This is a genomic window from Pseudomonas sp. TREG-RG-20F-10-E-6-01, assembly GCF_022662455.1.
Classification (GTDB): domain Bacteria; phylum Pseudomonadota; class Gammaproteobacteria; order Pseudomonadales; family Pseudomonadaceae; genus Aquipseudomonas.
The window spans coordinates 184,166-203,561 of the sequence record NZ_JAKNQP010000006.1 but is presented as its reverse complement, the minus strand read 5'-3'; the positions used below and the strand labels follow the sequence as shown (position 1 = coordinate 203,561).

The window sequence follows — 19,396 nt, the reverse complement described above, 5'->3', positions numbered from 1 at the left end:
GGAGCTGTACCCCATGAGCGATTTCAACACCCTCGAACTGATCACCGACCGCCGTGGTTTTGCCACGCTGTGGCTCAGCCGCGAAGCCAAGAACAACGCGTTCAACGCCGAAATGATCCGCGAACTGATCATCGCACTCGACCAGGTGCAGGGCGATTCGTCGTTGCGCTTTCTAGTGCTGCGTGGGCGCGGCAAGCACTTCAGTGCCGGTGCCGACCTGGCGTGGATGCAGCAATCGGCCGAGCTGGACTACCACACCAACCTGGACGACGCCCGCGAGCTGGCGGAGTTGATGTACAACCTGGCCAAGCTGAAAATTCCGACCCTGGCCGTTGTGCAGGGCGCAGCCTATGGCGGCGCGCTGGGTTTGATCAGTTGCTGCGACATGGCGATCGGCGCCGATGACGCGCAGTTCTGCCTGTCGGAGGCGCGCATCGGCCTGGCTCCGGCGGTGATCAGTCCGTTCGTGGTGCAGGCCATCGGCGAACGTGCGGCGCGGCGTTATGCCCTGACCGCTGAGCGTTTTGGCGGCCAACGGGCACGCGACATTGGCCTGTTGGCAGAAAGTTACCCCGCCGGTGAGCTGGATCAGCACGTCGAACACTGGATCGCCAACCTGCTGCTCAACAGCCCTGCGGCGATGCGCGCCAGCAAGGACTTGTTGCGCGAAGTGGGCAACGGCGCCCTCACCCCGGCGTTGCGCCGCTATTGCGAAAACGCCATCGCGCGGATTCGCGTCAGCGCCGAGGGCCAGGAAGGCTTGCGCGCCTTCCTGCAAAAACGTCCGCCCAGCTGGCAAGCACAGGAGCCGCGTTCATGAGCCCACTGACGACTGTGCTGGTGGCCAACCGCGGCGAAATTGCCTGCCGAGTGATGCGCACCGCCAAGGCCATGGGCCTGACCACCGTGGCGGTACACAGCGCCATCGACCGTGATGCGCGCCACAGCCGCGAGGCGGACATCCGTGTCGACCTCGGTGGCAGCAAGGCCACCGACAGCTACTTGCAAATCGACAAGCTGATTGCCGCCGCCCAAGCCAGCGGCGCCCAGGCGATCCATCCCGGGTATGGGTTTCTATCGGAAAACGCCGGTTTTGCTCGCGCGATTGAAGCGGCCGGGTTGATCTTCCTCGGCCCGCCCGCCTCGGCCATTGATGCAATGGGCAGCAAATCGGCCGCCAAGGCGCTGATGGAAAAAGCCGGCGTGCCGCTGGTGCCGGGTTACCACGGCGAAGCTCAGGACCTGGACACCTTCCGCGCGGCCTGCGAGCGCATCGGCTACCCGGTGCTGCTCAAGGCCACCGCGGGCGGTGGCGGCAAGGGCATGAAAGTGGTCGAGGAGGTCAGCCAACTGGCCGAGGCCCTCGCTTCCGCCCAGCGTGAGGCACTGTCGTCGTTTGGCAACGGGCAGATGCTGGTGGAGAAATACCTGATCAAGCCGCGTCATGTGGAAATCCAGGTCTTTGCCGACCAGCACGGCCACTGTTTGTACCTCAATGAGCGCGACTGCTCGATTCAGCGTCGCCATCAAAAGGTCGTGGAAGAAGCGCCGGCGCCGGGCCTGAGCGTTGCACAGCGCAAAGCCATGGGCGAAGCCGCCGTGCGCGCGGCCCAGGCCATCGGTTATGTGGGCGCGGGCACGGTGGAGTTTTTGCTCGACGCGCGTGGCGAGTTTTTCTTCATGGAAATGAACACACGGCTGCAGGTGGAACATCCGGTGACCGAGGCGATCACCGGCCTCGACCTGGTGGCCTGGCAGATCCGTGTCGCCCAGGGCGAGCCACTGCCGATCACCCAGGACCAGGTGCCCTTGATTGGGCACGCGATTGAAGTGCGCTTGTATGCCGAAGACCCGGCCAATGATTTTCTGCCGGCCACCGGGCACCTCGCGCTGTACCGCGAATCCGCACCCGGCCCGGGCCGTCGCGTGGACAGCGGGGTAGAACAAGGCGACAGCGTTTCGCCGTTCTACGACCCGATGCTGGGCAAGCTGATTGCCTGGGGCGAAGACCGTGAACAGGCGCGGCTGCGCTTGTTGAGCATGCTCAATGAGTTCGCGGTGGGTGGGCTCAAGACCAACCTGGGCTTTTTGCGGCGCATCATCGGCCATCCGGCGTTTGCGGCGGCTGAATTGGATACCGGGTTTATTCCGCGCTATCAGGCTGAGTTGTTGCCGGAGCCGGGCGAGTTCAGTGACGAGTTCTGGCAGGCCGCAGGCTCAGCGCTTATGCAGAGTCTGCCGGCAGGTGATGGGCCGTGGGCGGACACGCGGGGGTTTCGCGCGGGGCTGCCTGCCGAGGTTTCGCTGCATTTGAGCAGCGGCGCGCAGGATCGTCGGGTGACGTTGGGTGGAGGCGCTGCGCAGTTACGCGGCGAGCAGTTGTGGCTCGAGCACAACGGCGTGCGCCGTGCCCATCTGGCGGTGCGCGGCGAAGGGTGCGTGTACCTGCGCTGGGACGGCGAGATGCATGCAGTGAGCCTGTTCGACCCGATTGCAGCGGTCGAGGCCAGCCAATCTCATCAGGGTGGGCTCACGGCGCCCATGAACGGCAGCATCGTGCGGGTGTTGGTGGACGTCGGCCAGGCCGTCGAAGCTGGTACACAATTGGTGGTACTGGAGGCGATGAAGATGGAGCACAGCATTCGCGCGCCGCACGCTGGCGTGGTCAAGGCGCTGTTTTGCCAGGAAGGTGAAATGGTTGCCGAAGGCAGTGCCCTGGTGGCGCTTGAAACAGCGGACTAAAACTTCGCCGTGGCCTGCACGACAACGCCGAGGATTCGGCAGTCGTCGGTGAACAGCTGCTTGGGGTACGTGGGATTGAGCGGCACCAGGTAACGCTGGCCGCTTTCTTCCATTAACTGGCGAAAGGTCGCCTGGGGGCTGTCGGCCCATTGGGCGACCACCAGTTTGCCGGGTTCGGCGTCAATGGCCGGGTCCACCAGAATCAACATGCCAGCGCCAATGCTCAAACCAATGGGGGCAGTCATCGCGTCTCCCGTTACGGGCAGCCAGTAGGCTTCGCCCCGGGCGTGGTAATCGGTCAGTTCAAAACGTGCGGCGCCGTAGGCCGGGCGCTCTTCACGTATTTCGCAGACGCCCTTCCAGTCGCTGACCGGGTAGCGAAAATACGGGTTGTAGTGTTTTTCCAGGGGCGGGGCCTGATCGGCTTTCTGCCGAATTTCCAGCGCAACCTCCAGATACTCCAACCCTAACTCGGCGAGCACCCGGTTCATGTCCGCCAGGCTTGGCACGCGGCGCTTGTTGAGCCAATGGCCCACGCCGCCCTGGGACATGCCCAGGCGTTCAGCCAGTTCATCCTGCGTGACCTTGCGGTCTTTCATGTTGGCTTTGACCAACGCTATCCAGTTATCCATGGGCCGTGACAATACGTTGTGCAGATGCCACGACAATAAACAGTTTGTAGTAATCCATCAAATGACATAAATACGATTCGTATTACTATCAGGCGCAGGTTTTTCGACATTCACTCAGAGTAGCCACCCTCATGACGACCCGCCCGTATCATCTGCCCGGCACCGCTGAAACCGAACAACTGTCGGGGCTGCGCACCAGCGGCGCGGCCCAGCGCGCATTGGATCATTACTTGAAAGAGGATGTGTCGGCACCGCTCCCGGACGAGAGCTTCTTCGACATCAAGCCCAACGTCAGCCACGAGGATGCTCTGGTGCATGCTTCGGAGCTGTTACGCAGCGCGGCAGCGGCGGCCTACGAACTGGCGAGCAGCCGGCAGGGCAACCAGCGGGACCTGGCGTTTTCAGTGGTGTATTTGATTGATATGGCGAAGGTGATGGTGGAGCGGACGTTGCAGTCGCCAGCGGCTCAGGCAAACGCATAACAGACACGAAGCAAAAATATTTCTATCCCACGGATAAAAACATTTGACTTGCAAATGATAATGATTATTATTGGGATCAGCTGATCGCGAGATCAGTCGATAGACCAAGGGACCTTAGGTCGGACTCTTGGAATATCTCCTCATCAGGCTAATCACGGTTTTTGACCCGGCTCTTTGGCCGGGTCTTTTTTTTGCCAGTTTCCCTGGCATGGCTTCAGGCTAATGAAGACTGTGTGTTGCTTGATGGCGCGCATGGTAGCAAAAGACCATCTTCAAAAGAAAGCCGAACGAGCGCTCCAGGCCCGATCTTTCCGAAATAGCGCTTGAGAATCAATCTCATAGATTCTAAGCTGCTGCTGCGTCAGGGATGATGCCCCCCTCCCCCGTGCAAAAATATTGCATCAAGATTTTGCCTGACTCCTGTGTAAGATATCCGCCACAACACTCATATTCAGGCAATCAGACTATGACCGTGGCCTTGACCTCCATCAAGATCAGCACCGACTTCGACAGTGGCAACATCCAGGTTCTGGATGCGAGTGATGCCTATCAGTTATTGCTGGCGATCAAACCCGACACCCGCAGCGCACACTTCCAGTGGTTCCACTTCAAGGCCGAAGGCATGCACGTGGGCCACACCCACACCTTTCGCCTGAGTAACGCGAGTCAGTCCTCTTACAAAAATGCCTGGAGCGGCTACAACGCCGTGGCGTCCTACGACCATATCAACTGGTTTCGCGTCCCCACGCGCTTTGATGGCGAAACATTGCACATCAGCCTGGAAACCCGCGAAAAACAGGCCTGGATCGCCTACTTCGAACCCTACAGCCGCGAGCGTCACGACGCCTTGATCGAGCAGGCCTTGAACCGCGCCGGTACCCAGTTACTCGCCACCGGCAAAAGTGCTGAAGGCCGTGATATCCAACTGCTGCGCCGCGGCAAGGGTGGCGAGGGCCAGCGCAAGGTCTGGATCATCGCCCAGCAACACCCCGGCGAGCACATGGCCGAATGGTTCATGGAAGGCATCATCGAACGCCTGCAACAGGACGGTGACGCCGAGCTGAAAAAGCTGTTGTCCGTGGCTGACCTGTACCTGATCCCCAACATGAACCCCGACGGCGCCTTCCACGGCCACTTGCGCACCAATGCCATGGGCCAGGACCTCAATCGTGCCTGGCAGAGCGCCAGCCAGGAAATCAGCCCTGAAGTGCTGTTCGCCCAGCAGCAGATGGAAAAATACGGCGTCGACCTGTTTCTCGATATCCACGGTGACGAAGAAATCCCCTACGTGTTTACCGCCGGCTGCGAAGGCAACCCAGGCTACACGCCTCGCCTCGAAGCGCTGGAAAAACACTTTCGCAGCCACTTGAGCGCATTGACTCGCGACTTCCAGACCACCCACGGTTACACCCGCGACCTGCCGGGCGAGGCCAACATGACGCTGGCCTGCAATGCCGTCGGAGAGAAATTCGACTGTCTGTCGCTGACCCTGGAGATGCCCTTCAAGGACAACGACGATGCGCCCAACCCGAAAACCGGTTGGTCAGGTGAGCGCTCCAAACAGCTGGGCAAGGACGTATTGAGCACGGTTGCCGATATCGTCACGGCACTGCGCTAAGCCGCCCCGCCTCCGGCATCAGTCCTTGGTGCCGGTCATGCTTTGCAGCACGCCGTCACGGCGAATCAAGCCGTGAAACAGCGCCGCCGCCAGATGCAACAGCACCGTCAGAAACAGCAGATACGCCAGATACCCATGGGCCTTGCGCAACACCGCAAACAACGGCGCATTCGCACCCACCAGCGCCGGCAACTGCACTGAACTGCTGAGCATCACCGGGTCACCGGCCGCCGAAATCATCGCCCAGCCCAGCAGCGGCAACACCAGCATCAACGCGTACAACAGCACATGAGAGGCCTTGGCTGCCAACCTTTGCCACAGCGGCAAATCATCCGGCAGCGGCGGTTGCCGAGTGGAAAAACGCACCACCAGCCGCACGATCACCAGCGCCAGAATCGCAATCCCCAGCGGTTTATGCAGGTGAATCAGCCACTCATGGCGCTCCGACACCGACGCCGCCATGCCCGCACCGATAAACAACATAGCGATGACCATCAGCGCCATCAGCCAATGCAGCACACGCGCCAGCGGCGCGAAATAGCGTGGTTGAACATTCATGGCTTCGACTCCTGAGGGGCGCTGTGCAGCGGGCTGACTTCACCGGCACGACGCACGTACGAGCTGGCGTAGGCTGCCGAACGCGCCGCCAGCAGCGGGTCGTCGGAGGCCTGGATACCACTGGGCAAAATCAGCGGATCAAAGTTGATATCACGGCAATCGCCGTCCGCTTGCGGCTGGCTGCTCTGCAGTACCAGGGTGCCGGCGTTGAGCACCTTGTGTTCGCCGGTCCAGGTTTTGCTCGCATCGTCCAGCGGGTCGCCGGGGTTGGCCAGGGTCATGTTCAACTGCCAGCGCAGCGGGCCGGATGCCAGGCGCTGCACCAGGTCTTTTTCAAGAAAGTCACTGCCTGAAGGCGCGGTATCGCCCGCTGCATCCTGGCTCTGCGGCACGACGCCCCAACGCACTGCCTGGCGCTTGCCGTCAGCGCTGACCAGATAAAACGCATTGATGCCGTTGTAGGTCTCTGTCGCATAGCTGGCCGACGGCTTGGCCGTCTTGACCCACGCCAAGAACGGCGCGGTCTCCGGGTGCGCGGCAAAAAACGCCGGCATGCCCGCCGGGTTCGGCTTGCCGGTGGCCGGGTCTGGCGCGCCCGCCTTGAGCATCTGGTAAAAGGCTTCAGGCGTGCCCACCGGGAACACCGGCATGCTGTTCATCCCCGTGCGCCATTGCTGGCCGTTGGCTTGGCTGAACTGCAAGGCAAAGCTGCGGATCGGCACACTGCTGTCCGGCGCGTAAGGGTTGCCGCTGGGCAAGGCAAATCGACCAATCACTGGCGTTTTCGCTTCGCTGAACACTTGGGCACTCGAATACGCCCGCGCCTCGGGGCTGCTCTCGAAGTAACCCGCCACGCACACGCCCTTGGCATGGTTGCGGCGAAAGCCAGGGTGCAGGCCGTTATTGGTTTCCAGGGCATTAACCAGGGTTTTGGGGCGCAGGCGCTGTGGGTCGAGGGTGCCGTTGACGTAGGCAAACGCCCCGGCAACAACGGCAACCACGGCACCGATACCGGCGAGCCGTGCGATCAGGCTCGCGGTACTCAACGCAGGACGGGGCGGTGATGAGTGATCTACCATGAAGTGACTCCAGGGCCAGAGGCCTAAGCGGTGAAACATAAGGTCGGAGCATTAAGACGAACGCCGATCCGCTCTATTCCCACGCCCTGTGTTTATTTTTCAGGCTTGGGAATAACCTTCAACGTCAGACGTCTCCCTAGTCCCAGCGTAGCGACCAGCCAGATTCCCATGCACGAACTCGACGAACAGTTACGTGAACTGATCCCCAGGATGCGGCGCTTTGCCGTGTCCCTGACCCGTAACACCAGCAGCGCCGACGACCTGGTGCAGTCGACCCTGGAACGCGCAATCACCCGTTGGGCCGATAAACGCATCGAAGGCGACCTGCGCGCGTGGCTGTTCTCGATTCTTTACCGGCAATTCCTCGACGCCCACCGCCGCAGCCGGCGTTACGCGCGCATGCTCGACTTCTTTACCGGCCGTGACGACGCGCAACCTTCGGTGGAGCGCACGGTGATGGCCCAATCGGCCTTGCAGGCTTTCGACCAACTCAACACCGAACAGCGCGCCCTGTTGCTCTGGGTGTCGGTCGAAGGGTTAAGCTACAAGGAGGTTGCCGTCATCCTCGAGGTGCCCGTCGGCACCGTCATGTCGCGCTTGTCCCGGGCGCGCCAGGCCCTGCGCCAACTCAGCGATGGTGAAATTGCCAGCCCTTCCCTGCGGATACTCAAATGATCAGCCTGCCCCCCAGCGAACGCGATTTGCATGCCTACGTCGATCACCAACTGCTGGAGAGCGATCGCCGCGTGCTTGAAACCTACTTGGCGGCCCACCCCGACGTCGCCGCCCAAGTGCATGCCTGGCAACAGGATGCGCAAGCACTGCGCGCGTCATTGAGCGGCGCGTTGCAACAACCGGCCAACCCCGAGCTGGACCCGGCGCTGATTCGCCAACGCATCAAACACCAATCGCGTCGCCACTTCGCCACGGCTGCCGTGCTGTTGATCGCCGTCAGCCTGGGCGGTTTCGGCGGCTGGCACGCCCGCGAAGCGACCCAGCCTGCCCTGTTGCCGATGGCCGACGCGATGCAGGCGTTCCGCCTGTTTGCCCAGGACGGCATCATGCCCGCCGACTACAACGCCCAGGACGGTGGCTCGATGCAGGCCTGGCTGGATCGCTACTTCAACCAGGCGCACCGCCTGCCGGACTTGAGCCAGGCAGGTTTCAAGCCGGTCAGCGGGCGCTTGCTCACCACTGAGCAGGGCGCTGCCGCCATGGTGCTGTACGAAGACCCGCAAGGCCGGCGCATCAGCTTCTACATCCGCCCGCCCGGCCCGGAAAACGGCTTTCTGCCCCGCGGCAGCCGCAGCGCCGATGGCTTGCAGGCCGAGTACTGGTCCGGCAGCGGCTACAACTACGCGATGGTCAGCCCGGTGGGCCAGCCAACCACGCAGATGATGAAGTTCTAAAAGCCCACGTCCAGCACCACATTGTCCAGATAGATGCCGCTCGGCGGCGTGGTCTGGTCGGTATAGACCTTGGCGTTGTAGTTGAACACCTGGCTGCCCGTGCCCAGGCCGTTGCCAGGGTTGACCTCGGCCGTTGAACTGGCCCGACGTGCCGTGCCCACGCTGCCCCAGCGGGTCGTGCTGGCACTCTTGAAGATGTCGTAAGCAAGGAAGTTACCGGCGGACACCATCTGCCGGCGGCCACCCACACTCACCGGGTTCTGCCCGTCACTGAGGCCCACGGTGTAGGCGCTGCCCTTGGTGCAGGCCACGCTGGCCTGCCCGTTGACGGTGGAAAATGCACTGACCACCGGCGCGCTGCCAAAGGCGATGGCGGGCGTAGTGATCTGGCAGTCATTGACCACGGTCATGCTCACATTCAGCGTGGTGGTGCCGTTGTTGATCTCGCGGCCCGCGCAAATCCCACCAATGCCAATGCCCGAACAGTAGTTCCAGTTCCAGGCGATATTCAGGGTTTCGCTGTACACACCTGCAGCCACGTTACTGCCGATGGTGGTGGCGAAATACAGCGGCACAACTTTGGTGCCCGGCCCGAACACCAGGCCAAGGGAGGCGGCAATGCCGCCACTGCCGCCAAAATCGAACGCGGTGCCGCGCGTCATTGGGAACGCGGTGGTGTTGTTGGCGTAGATCGTATAGCTGATGACATCCCCGGTCGGCCCGACCAGGCCGCCTTGCGCGGAGCCGGTGACGGTCGCATAGAAATGGTCACTCGAGGTCAAGACTGACAGCAGCGCTGACGTGCAGCTCAAGCCAGCGTTGGTGGTCGAACTCGGCTGGGAGGTGGTGCGCACGGTCATTGAACTCACCGTGGTGCCGAAACTGGCCGGCACGGTGGCGCCCACCGTGCACACCGCCTGCACCTGCACCGACACTCCCAGGCTTGCCAACAGCAGTAACCGCAACAGCCAATCCTTGACCCGCACACGCACACTCCTTATGTCATTGGCACACCAGTGGCCCAATCAGCGGTACCTGCTCCTGCGTGGTATCCAGTTCGAACGTCGCCTGGCAGGCCTGGCCATCGCCGACGGTGACCTGCAAGGTGTTGTGCGCCGTCAGGTTTTCCAGGTAGACCAGGCCGTCCCACCCCACCACCGCCAGCGCGCCGCTTTGCTCGTGCCGCACCTGGCTGCCCAGGGGCAATTCCTGATGCTGGGCGTCGACCAGGGTGATGCTCGCCGCGAGCACCTGGCGCACCGGAAACTCCAGCAAGTAGCCACTGCCCCGGCGCACGGCCACACGTTGCTCGACGTTGGGCACTTGCATGTTGGCCGGCAGGTTCAGCGGGTCGATCTCGTATTTGGCCCGGTAGTAGGCGCTGGTCCACGGCACCAGCAAGTGCCCGTTGCGGTCGGTTTCACCCACCACTTGGTTCTCGTAGCGCACCGGTACGCTGCCGACGCCACCGGTGCTCACCACCACAAACGCATCGTCGACACGGTTGGCGGCGAACACGTGGTGGTCCATCCACACCAGCGAGCCACTGGCATCCGCCCAACGGGTTTGCGCGTCGCGGTTGCCATACACGCCGGCCTGCAATTGCACCGACTGCAGGCGCCAGGTCAGGTCAGCCTGTCGATAAGCCGGCCCGTCACCGCTGGCGTAACCCAGGTTAAAGCCCACGCCGCCCTCGGCCGGCACTGCCCGGCTGTAGTTGACGCGCTGCTGGCTTTGTCCGGTTTTGCTGCGTTCGCTGCCCACGCTGAGGCTGCCGTAAATGTCGAAGGGCACCACCACTTGGGCCTGCACTGCCCAGCTGCTATCACCGACTTCGTGGTTGGCCGACAGGTAAAAACTGCTGTTGCGCCACAGCGCTTTGCTCCAGGTCATGTTCACCAGGCGGGTACGAGAATCATCCGCCGCCTGCACATCGAAATACCCCACGCCCAAACTGCCGAAATCGTTGAGGTTCAGGCTCAAGGTCGCTTGCTGGCTGCGCTTGCTGAGGCTGGCATAGGGCGTGTCGACCAGGCTCAGGTCGGCGTACTCATCGCGGCGCTCTACCCGTTGATAAGACACGCTGTAACGCTGATTGCTGTACTGGTAGCCCAGGCTCAGTTGCTGGCCTGTGCGCCCGTCGAACTGGCTTTGGCTGACGGCGGTATTGAGCACGCCGAAGTTGCCCATGCGCAGATTGCCGCCGACACCGCCCAAGGCCAGGTCACCCGCGGCTTCGGCGTGGCTTTCCAGGGTAAACGCATCCGACAGCCCGTACCGAAACGTGCCGCTCGCCACGCCGGAGCCGTAGCCAAAATCGCGCACGGTATAGTCGCGGCGCAGGTTACCCGCCGCCACCGAAAAGTCCGACAAGCCCTTTTGCAACAGCGTACTCGTGACGTAGAACGGCACCGTGGTCGAGACCTGCCGGCCCAGGGCGTCGGTGGTCACCACCACCGCCTCACCCGCGCCGTTGATGAACGGCACGTTGGTCAGGGTGTACGGCCCAGGCTGCAGGTCGGCGCTGCTGGTTTTGTAGCCGTTGATAAACAGGTCCACCGACGACGGCACGGCGGCCTCACCGGCAAACTGTGGCAGCGGGTAGGTGACCAAATCCGGACGCACACCAAAATCGCGCGACATCTGTATACCGCCAAGACGCACCGAGGTGCTCCACGGCAAGGCGCCGCTGATCACGTCGCCGGCCTCATAGGTCAGCAGGCGCTCGTCGTCGGAAAACCGCCACGTGGTGTCATAACGCCGATAGCCGTTGTCCAGGCTGCCGCCGGCCGTCTCCCGGCCAAGCGTGGTGCGGTACTGGCCGGTGTTGGACAAGGTGCCCCAGGTGTCGAACATCCTGACTTCGTTGAAGATGCCGAGGTAGGTGCCGGCGTCATCGGTGTCGTTGAGGTAGGCGTCATAGTTGAGCAGCGCGCCAAAGCTGGTCAGCGCCTGGGTGCGTGGGTAATTGTTGCGATTGCCGATAAATTGCTCCGGCAACCAGGCCGGCGGCACGCTGAGCATCAGGCGCTGGCCCTGGCTGTCGTAATCGGTGTGCATGCCTGGCAGGTTTTCCAGCGCAACCTCGGCGGGCACTTCACCCGGCAGCTTCATACCGATTTCCTGCAACACCGACGCCGGCAAGAACAACTGCCCGGCACGCTGATTGACGGCGACCACGCGCCCGGTATCCATCTGATTGACCACCAGTTCCAGAAACAACTGCGCATCGGCAACAGCCTCCATACTGCTGGGAGGAGGCGGCAATGGAGCGGCCACACCCGGCGCCGCAACCACCAGGCCAGACAGGCCACTCACCACCCACACCGATCGCCATAAACCTCTCGCCCGTTCATGGCTCACCAAGGCTTTGTGTCCATCAATGGACATCTCCATCCGTTAACACCAGGGGCTGCTCCATGCCCTACCGCACTGATTTATCGCCCCGGTGCAAGGTTCTCCAATTGCGTCGCACCATTGACTCGCACCTGCAGCGGCTGATCAGCCGGCAGGCCCTCCGGCACCGGCCAGCGCATGGTTGCGCCCGGCAGCACATAGCCCATCAGGCCTTCCACCAGCGGCCGCGGTTGGCCGCCCTGTTTGAACGTAGCGTCGGTCAAGCGTGCATGCACGGCGCCCTGGTTGCGCATTTCGACGTAGTTGCGCCCACCCACTGTGACCTTTTTCCAACTCAGGTCCGGCTTGCCGGCACTTTTGGGGTCGCGCTCGCGGGTGCCATCTACCTTGCTCCAAAGGCCCGGGCCATAGGCGAACAGCGGCACCGAATAGCGCATCTGGAAGCGAATCGCGGCGGCCGTCTTGCCATCAGCCGGGGCCGCAGGCGGCGTGGCCGGGGGGATTTCATCGATGATGATCCGGTAGGCCAGTTCCCGGCCCGGCGGCACCTCTTTGGTCCGGGTCAGGCGCACCAGCTGTTTCTGCCCCGGCTCGATTTTCGCCACCGGCGGGCTGCCGATCACATCGCGCTGGTTCTGGTACTGCTCGTCAAAACCGCTCTGGGTCCAGGCAAACACGCGGATTTGCAGGTTGGCGGTCTCCGTGCCGCGATTTTCCAGCCACAGGGCGCTGGCCTGTTGGTCGGCCTCCAGCACCGGGTCAATCGGCCAGATCAGCACGGAGCTTGCCGCCTGCGCCTGCCCTGCCGTCAACGCCAACAACGCGCTCAAACCTGCTGCCCAAAAGTGCCGGGAAGCTGCATCCATAAGTCTTACTCCTCATTGCCAATCGCCTTACCACGACAGCTGCACCTGCAACGTGTCGCTGTACGTCCCCCCAGGCGTATTACCCGGTAACTGCACTCGCCCATAAATCGGCAAGGTGATGCTGGCTGCGTTGCTGTAGGCCACGCTCACGCTTTGGCTGATGCCCAGGCTCTGGCTGAACGCCGCGTCCCGAAACAGTTGATAAGCCACTTGGGCAGTGCCGCTATTGAGCTGCATCCGCCGACCGCTATTGTTGTGCAAACCGCCATCGACACTCATGCTCAGCGCGACGCCCGGCGTACATTGCAGGGTCACGCCCGCCGTGAGTGCGACAGACGCGGTGCTGGTCGCCAGGGCCGAATAAGTGCCGAAGGCCAGGCTGCCGTAGTTCGTGCCGCCACCCACCACCAGGCATCCAGGGGTGATGGTCGCGCTGACCTGGAAGGACTGACTGGTCACCGCCAGCAGCGACACCGGCATGCCCCAGCCGATGCACACCACACACGCCGCCCACCCTGCCCGACTCATGGCACTCAGAACGTCAGCGTCACGTTGACCGTGTCGGTGTAAGTCCCGGCCGGCAGCCCGGCCTTGCCGTTGGCCTTACCGTAAATATTCACCGCCTGGGCCACGCCCGTGCTGGGTGCCAGGTTGATCACCCCACCGATGGCGAGCAAATTGGAGTGACCACTGTCGGTGAACAGGTCATACGGCACGTAATTGGCCACACCGTCGTACAGCGCGCGGCCACCGCCCACGGACTTGCCGTCGTTGGCGCCGGCAGACACGGTCAGCGTCGGTGAAGTGCCCGCCGAACACAGAATCGACAACGCGCCACCGCCGCCGCCCAGCACCTGGCCGTCGGCTTCAGTGAACAGGCTGTTGGCCGTACCGAAGTTCAAGTTACCGAAGCTCATCCCGCCGGTGGCCGCCGCGCCATTGACCTGGCAGCTGCTGGTCAGCACCAGCGTTGCGGTGACGGTGCCGGCGACCGTGGCCGCCTGCGTACCCGACACCCACACCAGCGCCATCAATGGAAAAACTGCTTTCGATACAAGTGCATGCATGATGTTCATCCTCATGATTTACCAATCCAGAGTCACCGTCAGGGTGTCTGTGTAGATGCCGGCCGGTAGGGCCCTGGTATTCGCCACCACCGAGCCAAATACCGGGATCGGTACTTGCGTGCCCTTGGTCACGACGAAATTGCGTTGTTGGCCAACGCTGTAAGTGCTGTGGCCCAGCGGATCAGCCGACAGCCGATACGGAATGGTCTGACGCCCGTTGCTCAAACGTCGCGTGGTGCCATCGCCGTGCGCGCCGCCGTCGATAGTCACGGTGAAACTGCTGACCACCGACGGGTTGCAGGACACCGACAGCGGCGCCTTGTCGCCATCGGAAACGGCTGCGCCCAGTGGGTTGCTCCAAGTCGGCCCCTGGCTGCCAAAGTCGAGCATTGCCGTGCCGCCCACAGGGCTCACGGGCGCGCTTGCGGCGCCCTTGCTCACCTCACAACTGGCGGTTATCACCAGCCGCGCATGAATCTGCCCGGCCACGGCCGCCTGGGCGTCCTCCGCCAGCAGCAACAGGCCGCCCATGGCCACGAGGGCCCAGCCCCGGCTTACCATGTGACCGTGACCTTGAGCAGGTCGGTGTAGCGGCCGACGGCGGGGATGTCCTTGAGCGGTTCGATGCGGCCATATAAGGGCAAGTCGACGCTGCCCGAGTCCGGCACGCGGCCACTGAGCGGTTCATTCACGGGCAAGGCAATACGTCGCGCGGCGTCGGCGTAAAGGCGATAGGGAATAGGTTTGCTCGAGGGGGTCGCGGCGCTGAGGTAGCGCACTTCGCCGACGCCGCCATGCAGGCCGCCGTCAACGCGCATTTGATAGGGTGTGTCCGGGTTGCATTCCAGGCGCGGCTGGCGCTGGCTGATCAAGGCCGCACTCAACGGGCCGGCCGGGTCATCCAGACGCGGGCCGCTGCCAAAGTCCAACACGCCCAGCTGCTCGATACCCGCATCGCGGGTGATGCCCACCAGCTGGCAGCCCCGTTGCACGTCGATGCGCACTTCTACCTGAAGTTGCGCAGCGTAAACCGTGTTACAGAGTATGGCGCCCATCACTGCCAATACTGCTCGTCCCTTCACAGCCCCAATTCCTTATACAGGGGTGACAACTGTGTATGAGGTTAGCCATTTAAGGAGAAACCGCCAGTTTGCCCAGGATTACCCCCACGCTATGCTTTTTCGAGATAGCTGGCGGCGCGCTTCTCTATTGGTCAAATCGCTTCGGGCGCCCTAAAGTGAGCGACCACCGCACGACAGAGTGACTTGCATTGGCTGTGCTTCCCCTGATTCAGCGTTTGCTGGGCAAAAAAACCGCCGTCCTGGCCCCCTCGCCTATCCCGGCGTTCTTTGAGAACAAAGCCAGGCAACAGGGCTATACCCTGAGCGCAGGCCAAAACCGTGCGATTGCCGCCCTCGCCCGCGAGACCCAGCACCTGCTCGCCAACCTTGCAACGCGCAGCCTGTACCTGCACGGCCCGGTGGGGCGCGGCAAGAGCTGGCTGCTCGATGGGTTCTTCCAGGCGCTGCCGATTGCCGACAAGCAGCGCGTGCACTTCCATGCGTTTTTTGCCCGCCTGCATCGGGGCATGTTTACGCACCGTGAGCACGACGACGCCCTGGGCGTGACCCTCGATGAGCTGCTGGCGGGATGCCGGGTGCTGTGTTTCGACGAATTCCATGTTCACGATATCGGCGATGCCATGCTTATCAGCCGGTTGTTCAAGGCCTTGTTCGAGCGCGGCGTGCTGGTACTGGTGACCTCAAACTATGCACCCGAGGGGCTGCTGCCCAACCCGCTGTACCACGAACGCTTCAAACCGGTGATCGACCTGATTGCCGCGCGGATGGACGTGCTGGAGGTCAGCTCACCCCAGGATTTTCGCAGCTTGCCCCAAGCACATGCCGAGCAGCACTTCAGCGCCGGCCAGTATGTTTGGCCGGGCACGCCCGCCCAGCGTGAAATGCTCGGGCTGCCCGCCACCGATTGCCCTGCGCAACGCCTGACCGTCGGCAACCGCCAGCTGATATGTCGCCACCAACAGGCACCAACCATCGCGTTCACCTTCAACGACCTGTGCGAACAACTCACGGCCGTGATGGATTACTTGCTGCTCTGCGAGGACTTCGACCACTGGATTGTCGACGGGCTGCCCCAGTTGGCAGACTGCCCGATTGCCGTGCAACAGCGGTTTATCAACCTGGTGGACGTGCTGTACGACCAGGACAAAAGCCTGACGCTGATCGGCCAACACCCCTTGGCGCATGCCCTTGAAGGGCAGGCCATCGACCTCGCTCGCACCGCGAGCCGTCTGAACCAATTGCAAACCGTCTGCCCGCAACCGGCGCCTCACCCGGTATCATGAGCGCCTTTTTACGCCCTCTTGCCGAGTGACTGCGCCGTTCATGAATACCCTCGCCCAACTCAAGGCCGGCCAACTGGCTGGCATCACGCGCCTGGACCTGTCCTGCGGGCTGACCGAATTCCCGCGGGAAATCTTCGAACTGGCCGACTCCCTGGAAATCCTCAACCTCACGGGCAACGCCCTGAGCAGCCTGCCCGACGACCTGCATCGCCTGTCGCGCCTACGCGTGCTGTTTTGCTCGGACAACGCCTTCACCGAGCTGCCGGCGTGCCTGGGCCAGTGCGCACAGCTGAGCATGATCGGCTTCAAGGCCAACCAGATCAGCCACGTGCCGGCCGCCGCTCTGCCGCCGCAGTTGCGCTGGCTGATCCTCACCGATAACTGCATCAGCCAATTGCCCAGCGAATTGGGCGAGCGGCCGTTGCTGCAGAAACTGATGCTGGCCGGCAACCAACTGGCGCACCTGCCGCAAAGCCTGGCCAACTGCCACAACCTGGAATTGATCCGCATCGCCGCCAACCGCCTGACGCAACTGCCGCAGTGGCTGCTGACGCTGCCGAGCCTGACCTGGCTGGCCTATGCCGGTAACCCGGTGGAAATGGCCGTGGCTGTGGCGGGCGATGACGCGACTCCGAACATCCCGTGGTCGGAACTCGAACTGGGCGAAGTACTGGGCGAAGGCGCCTCGGGGATTATTCGCAAGGCGGCGTGGCGACCGCGGGGGTTGTCTGTCGCAGTCAAACTGTACAAAGGCACGATCACCAGCGACGGCTCTCCGCTGCACGAAATGCAGGCCTGCATCGCCGCCGGGCTGCACCCCAACCTGATCAAGGTGGAAGGCCGCGTGGTGGGCCATCCCGATGACCAGGCCGCGCTGGTGATGGACCTGATCGATCCGAGCTATCGCAACCTCGCCGCGCTGCCGAGCCTGGCGTCCTGCACGCGCGATATCTACGCGCCCGACACGCGCTTCAGCCCCGAAGTGGCCTTGCGCATGGCGCGCGGCATAGCGTCGGTGGCGGCCCATTTGCACCGCCACGGCATTACCCATGGCGACCTGTATGGCCACAACATTCTGTGGAATGCCGAAGGTGATTGCTTGCTCGGAGATTTTGGCGCGGCGTCGTTCCATGCCACGGCGGACACCGTGGAAACCCAGGCGTTGCAGCGTATTGAAGTGCGGGCGTTTGGGGTACTGCTGGGGGAGTTGCTGGAGCGCGTTGACACGCCGTTCAACGACCAGGCGTTGGTCGCGCTGCAAAAACGCTGCTGCCAGCCTGATGTGTTGGCGCGGCCGAGCTTTGAAGAGATCGAGACCTTGCTGCAATCTCTGCCACGCCACTGATCAAATGTGGGAGCGGGCTTGCTCGCGAATGCTGTGTGTCAGCCACCCAATCAGTGACTGACACTACGCATTCGCGAGCAAGCCCGCTCCCACATTTTTTACCGCGTTCTATTCAGCGATAAATCAGCCAGCCAGGCCGACGAACATATCCTGCACGTCGTCATGGTTGTCCAGGCCTTCCAGGAAGGCTTCGACTTCGGCCATCTGCTCATCGGTCAAACCACTCACCGGGTTCTTCGAGATGTAGCCCAGCTTGGCCGACAACACCGTGAAACCCTGCTCCGGCAGGGCCTTCTGCACGGCATCCAGGTCGGTGGTTTCGGTGATGAACAGGGTGGTGCCCTCTTCTTCGCCGTCTTCAAAATCCTGGGCGCCAGCTTCGATGGCCGCCATTTCCGGATCAGCGTCCGGCGTGTCCGGCGACGCTTCGATCAGGCCGACGTGGTTGAAGTCCCAGGCCACAGAGCCCGAAGCACCCAACTGACCTTTTCGGAACGCCACGCGGATTTCCGCCACGGTGCGGTTGATGTTATCGGTCACGCACTCGACGATCAGCGGCACCTGGTGCGGGGCGAACCCTTCGTAGGTCACGCGGTGGTATTGCACAGTTTCACCCAGCAGGCCGGCGCCTTTCTTGATCGCACGCTCCAGGGTTTCCTTGGGCATCGAAGCCTTTTTGGCTTGCTCAACCACCAGACGCAGGTGGGCGTTGGTCGCGGTGTCGGCTCCGTTGCGGGCGGCGATGGTGATTTCTTTCACCAGCTTGCCGAAGATCTTGCCCTTGGCATTGGATGCCGCTTCTTTATGTTTGACTTTCCACTGTGCGCCCATGACTCACTCTCTTCTGTCCATCGCGCCGAGACGTCTACTGGCCGGCGCTTTGGGGGCAGAGTTTATAGGGCAAAAAAAATTCGTTCCAGCAAAAAACCGTCAACACGCCAACTCGAAAAACGCCTGGATCAGGCGCAGTGAGCGGCGTCGCTGCATGCAACCGAGCATGTGCCGGTTGACCAGCCCGTCGCCCTGCAAGGGAATGGCATGCACGCGCGGATCGCGGCTGACCTCCATTGACGACACGACCCCCACGCCCAGTTCAGCGGCGACGGCTTCGGTCACCGCCTCACGGCTGTCCAGTTCGAGCAAGACTTTGGGCTGCACAGCGGCGCTGGCGCACGCGCTGTCGAAGGTGCGCCGGGTAATCGAGCCGGGCTCGCGAAGCACCATGATCACTTCGTGCAATTGCTCAAGGCGAATGCCCGCCGGGTCGGCCAGCCACGGATGCCCTGCCGGCACCAAGGCGCAGATGCGCGATTCGTTCAGGGCTTGCAGGTGCAGGCCATTGCGCGGTTCCACCTCGGTGAGCACCGCCACATCCGCATGCTCGGACAACAGCGCCGCCAGGGTTTCCTGAGCATTGCCCAAGCGCAGGTTGACGGTGATGCCCGGGTAGCGCGCACGTAACCTGGCGATCATCGGCATCACCAGATGCGGGCCGTCGGCCGCCACCTCCAGGCGCCCGGTGAGCAACTGACGGTTGGCTTCCAGCAGGGTCTGGGCCTCGTCCACCAGGCCGAAGATCGCGCGGGTGATCGCCGCCAGGCGCGTGCCCTCCTCGGTCAACTCCACCCGCCGCGCCGTACGCCGTAACAACGGGATCTGATAGTGCTCCTCCAGAGCCTTGATGTGCCCGGTCACCGCCGGCTGGCTGATAAACAGCCGCGCCGCCGCTCGGGTGAAACTGCCCTCGCGGGCTACGGCATCGAATGCACGCAGTTGGAACAAATTCATAGCTATCGGCCTCACTGATAGCTCGCATAACAACAAACAATTTGATTGATAACAAGCCAAACTGCAATTTAGGCGCCGTAGATTCAAC

Annotated in this window: 20 protein-coding genes; 8 read left to right on the top strand and 12 right to left on the bottom strand. The window is 62.5% G+C overall.

Annotated elements, in window-relative coordinates; all coding sequences use genetic code 11:
* Window positions 1–13: 13 nt before the first annotated feature.
* Window positions 14–820, top strand: a complete 807-nt coding sequence (locus L8K08_RS19015) for a gamma-carboxygeranoyl-CoA hydratase (protein ID WP_242199373.1) — start codon at window positions 14–16, stop codon at window positions 818–820.
* Window positions 817–2,742, top strand: coding sequence for an acetyl/propionyl/methylcrotonyl-CoA carboxylase subunit alpha (locus L8K08_RS19010; protein WP_242199370.1), 1,926 nt, complete (start codon window positions 817–819; stop codon window positions 2,740–2,742). The genes L8K08_RS19015 and L8K08_RS19010 overlap by 4 nt, the downstream gene beginning before the upstream one ends.
* On the opposite strand, the gene L8K08_RS19005 is transcribed toward L8K08_RS19010, so the two are convergent.
* Complete coding sequence (locus tag L8K08_RS19005) at window positions 2,739–3,374, bottom strand: XRE family transcriptional regulator (protein WP_242199367.1); 636 nt, start codon at window positions 3,372–3,374, stop codon at window positions 2,739–2,741. The genes L8K08_RS19010 and L8K08_RS19005 overlap by 4 nt on opposite strands.
* A gap of 131 nt (window positions 3,375–3,505) precedes the next feature.
* On the opposite strand from L8K08_RS19005, the gene L8K08_RS19000 reads away from it, so the two are divergent.
* Together L8K08_RS19000 and L8K08_RS18995 are read left to right on the top strand one after the other, a co-directional pair.
* Complete coding sequence (locus L8K08_RS19000) at window positions 3,506–3,856, top strand: DUF3077 domain-containing protein (protein ID WP_145163974.1); 351 nt, start codon at window positions 3,506–3,508, stop codon at window positions 3,854–3,856.
* Between the two features lie 466 nt (window positions 3,857–4,322).
* Window positions 4,323–5,474 (top strand): M14-type cytosolic carboxypeptidase, encoded by a 1,152-nt coding sequence (locus L8K08_RS18995; protein WP_242199364.1) that lies wholly within the window; start codon window positions 4,323–4,325, stop codon window positions 5,472–5,474.
* Between the two features lie 18 nt (window positions 5,475–5,492).
* Here the strand turns inward: L8K08_RS18995 and L8K08_RS18990 are convergent, their stop codons facing one another.
* Together L8K08_RS18990 and L8K08_RS18985 are read right to left on the bottom strand one after the other, a co-directional pair.
* The gene (locus L8K08_RS18990) at window positions 5,493–6,032 is read right to left on the bottom strand and encodes a cytochrome b (RefSeq protein ID WP_106578819.1); all 540 of its coding nucleotides are present in this window, start codon (window positions 6,030–6,032) and stop codon (window positions 5,493–5,495) included.
* A complete protein-coding gene (locus L8K08_RS18985) occupies window positions 6,029–7,111 on the bottom strand; it encodes a catalase family peroxidase (protein WP_242199361.1) in 1,083 nt (360 codons plus the stop codon). Before L8K08_RS18985 ends, L8K08_RS18990 begins: the two co-directional genes overlap by 4 nt.
* A gap of 168 nt (window positions 7,112–7,279) precedes the next feature.
* On the opposite strand from L8K08_RS18985, the gene L8K08_RS18980 reads away from it, so the two are divergent.
* Window positions 7,280–7,786 (top strand): sigma-70 family RNA polymerase sigma factor, encoded by a 507-nt coding sequence (locus L8K08_RS18980; protein WP_106578821.1) that lies wholly within the window; start codon window positions 7,280–7,282, stop codon window positions 7,784–7,786.
* Window positions 7,783–8,520, top strand: a complete 738-nt coding sequence (locus L8K08_RS18975) for an anti-sigma factor (protein WP_242199358.1) — start codon at window positions 7,783–7,785, stop codon at window positions 8,518–8,520. Before L8K08_RS18980 ends, L8K08_RS18975 begins: the two co-directional genes overlap by 4 nt.
* On the opposite strand, the gene L8K08_RS18970 is transcribed toward L8K08_RS18975, so the two are convergent.
* The 7 genes from L8K08_RS18970 to L8K08_RS18940 are packed head-to-tail and all read right to left on the bottom strand — an operon-like array spanning window position 8,517 to window position 14,865.
* Entirely contained in the window at window positions 8,517–9,485 is a 969-nt protein-coding gene (locus L8K08_RS18970) for a spore coat U domain-containing protein (RefSeq protein ID WP_242199524.1), read from the bottom strand. The two genes, L8K08_RS18975 and L8K08_RS18970, sit on opposite strands and share 4 nt — an antisense overlap.
* Window positions 9,486–9,522: 37 nt before the next feature.
* Entirely contained in the window at window positions 9,523–11,916 is a 2,394-nt protein-coding gene (locus L8K08_RS18965; protein ID WP_242199355.1) for a fimbria/pilus outer membrane usher protein, read from the bottom strand.
* Window positions 11,917–11,957: 41 nt separating this feature from the next.
* Window positions 11,958–12,743: a molecular chaperone gene (locus L8K08_RS18960; protein WP_242199352.1), complete on the bottom strand. Its 786-nt coding sequence runs from the start codon at window positions 12,741–12,743 to the stop codon at window positions 11,958–11,960.
* Window positions 12,744–12,770: 27 nt separating this feature from the next.
* Window positions 12,771–13,223 carry a spore coat U domain-containing protein gene (locus L8K08_RS18955; RefSeq protein WP_145164118.1) on the bottom strand — a complete coding sequence of 151 codons (453 nt, stop codon included), beginning with the start codon at window positions 13,221–13,223 and terminating at the stop codon, window positions 12,771–12,773.
* 53 nt (window positions 13,224–13,276) lie between these two features.
* Window positions 13,277–13,810, bottom strand: a complete 534-nt coding sequence (locus L8K08_RS18950) for a spore coat U domain-containing protein (RefSeq protein WP_106578825.1) — start codon at window positions 13,808–13,810, stop codon at window positions 13,277–13,279.
* An 18-nt stretch (window positions 13,811–13,828) separates the two neighbouring features.
* Window positions 13,829–14,371: a spore coat protein U domain-containing protein gene (locus L8K08_RS18945; RefSeq protein ID WP_242199348.1), complete on the bottom strand. Its 543-nt coding sequence runs from the start codon at window positions 14,369–14,371 to the stop codon at window positions 13,829–13,831.
* Complete coding sequence (locus L8K08_RS18940) at window positions 14,365–14,865, bottom strand: spore coat U domain-containing protein (protein ID WP_164487989.1); 501 nt, start codon at window positions 14,863–14,865, stop codon at window positions 14,365–14,367. Before L8K08_RS18940 ends, L8K08_RS18945 begins: the two co-directional genes overlap by 7 nt.
* Window positions 14,866–15,080: 215 nt before the next feature.
* Here L8K08_RS18940 and zapE point away from each other — a divergent pair, with 215 nt between their 5' ends.
* Together zapE and L8K08_RS18930 are read left to right on the top strand one after the other, a co-directional pair.
* On the top strand, window positions 15,081–16,175 hold the full coding sequence (gene zapE / locus L8K08_RS18935) for a cell division protein ZapE (RefSeq protein WP_242199344.1): 1,095 nt from the start codon (window positions 15,081–15,083) through the stop codon (window positions 16,173–16,175).
* A gap of 40 nt (window positions 16,176–16,215) precedes the next feature.
* Entirely contained in the window at window positions 16,216–17,520 is a 1,305-nt protein-coding gene (locus tag L8K08_RS18930; RefSeq protein ID WP_242199343.1) for a protein kinase, read from the top strand.
* A gap of 123 nt (window positions 17,521–17,643) precedes the next feature.
* Here L8K08_RS18930 and L8K08_RS18925 read toward each other — a convergent pair whose 3' ends face one another.
* On the bottom strand, window positions 17,644–18,351 hold the full coding sequence (locus L8K08_RS18925; protein ID WP_090402660.1) for a YebC/PmpR family DNA-binding transcriptional regulator: 708 nt from the start codon (window positions 18,349–18,351) through the stop codon (window positions 17,644–17,646).
* Between the two features lie 99 nt (window positions 18,352–18,450).
* Window positions 18,451–19,308, bottom strand: a complete 858-nt coding sequence (locus tag L8K08_RS18920; protein WP_145163954.1) for a LysR substrate-binding domain-containing protein — start codon at window positions 19,306–19,308, stop codon at window positions 18,451–18,453.
* Between the last annotated feature and the right edge of the window lie 88 nt (window positions 19,309–19,396).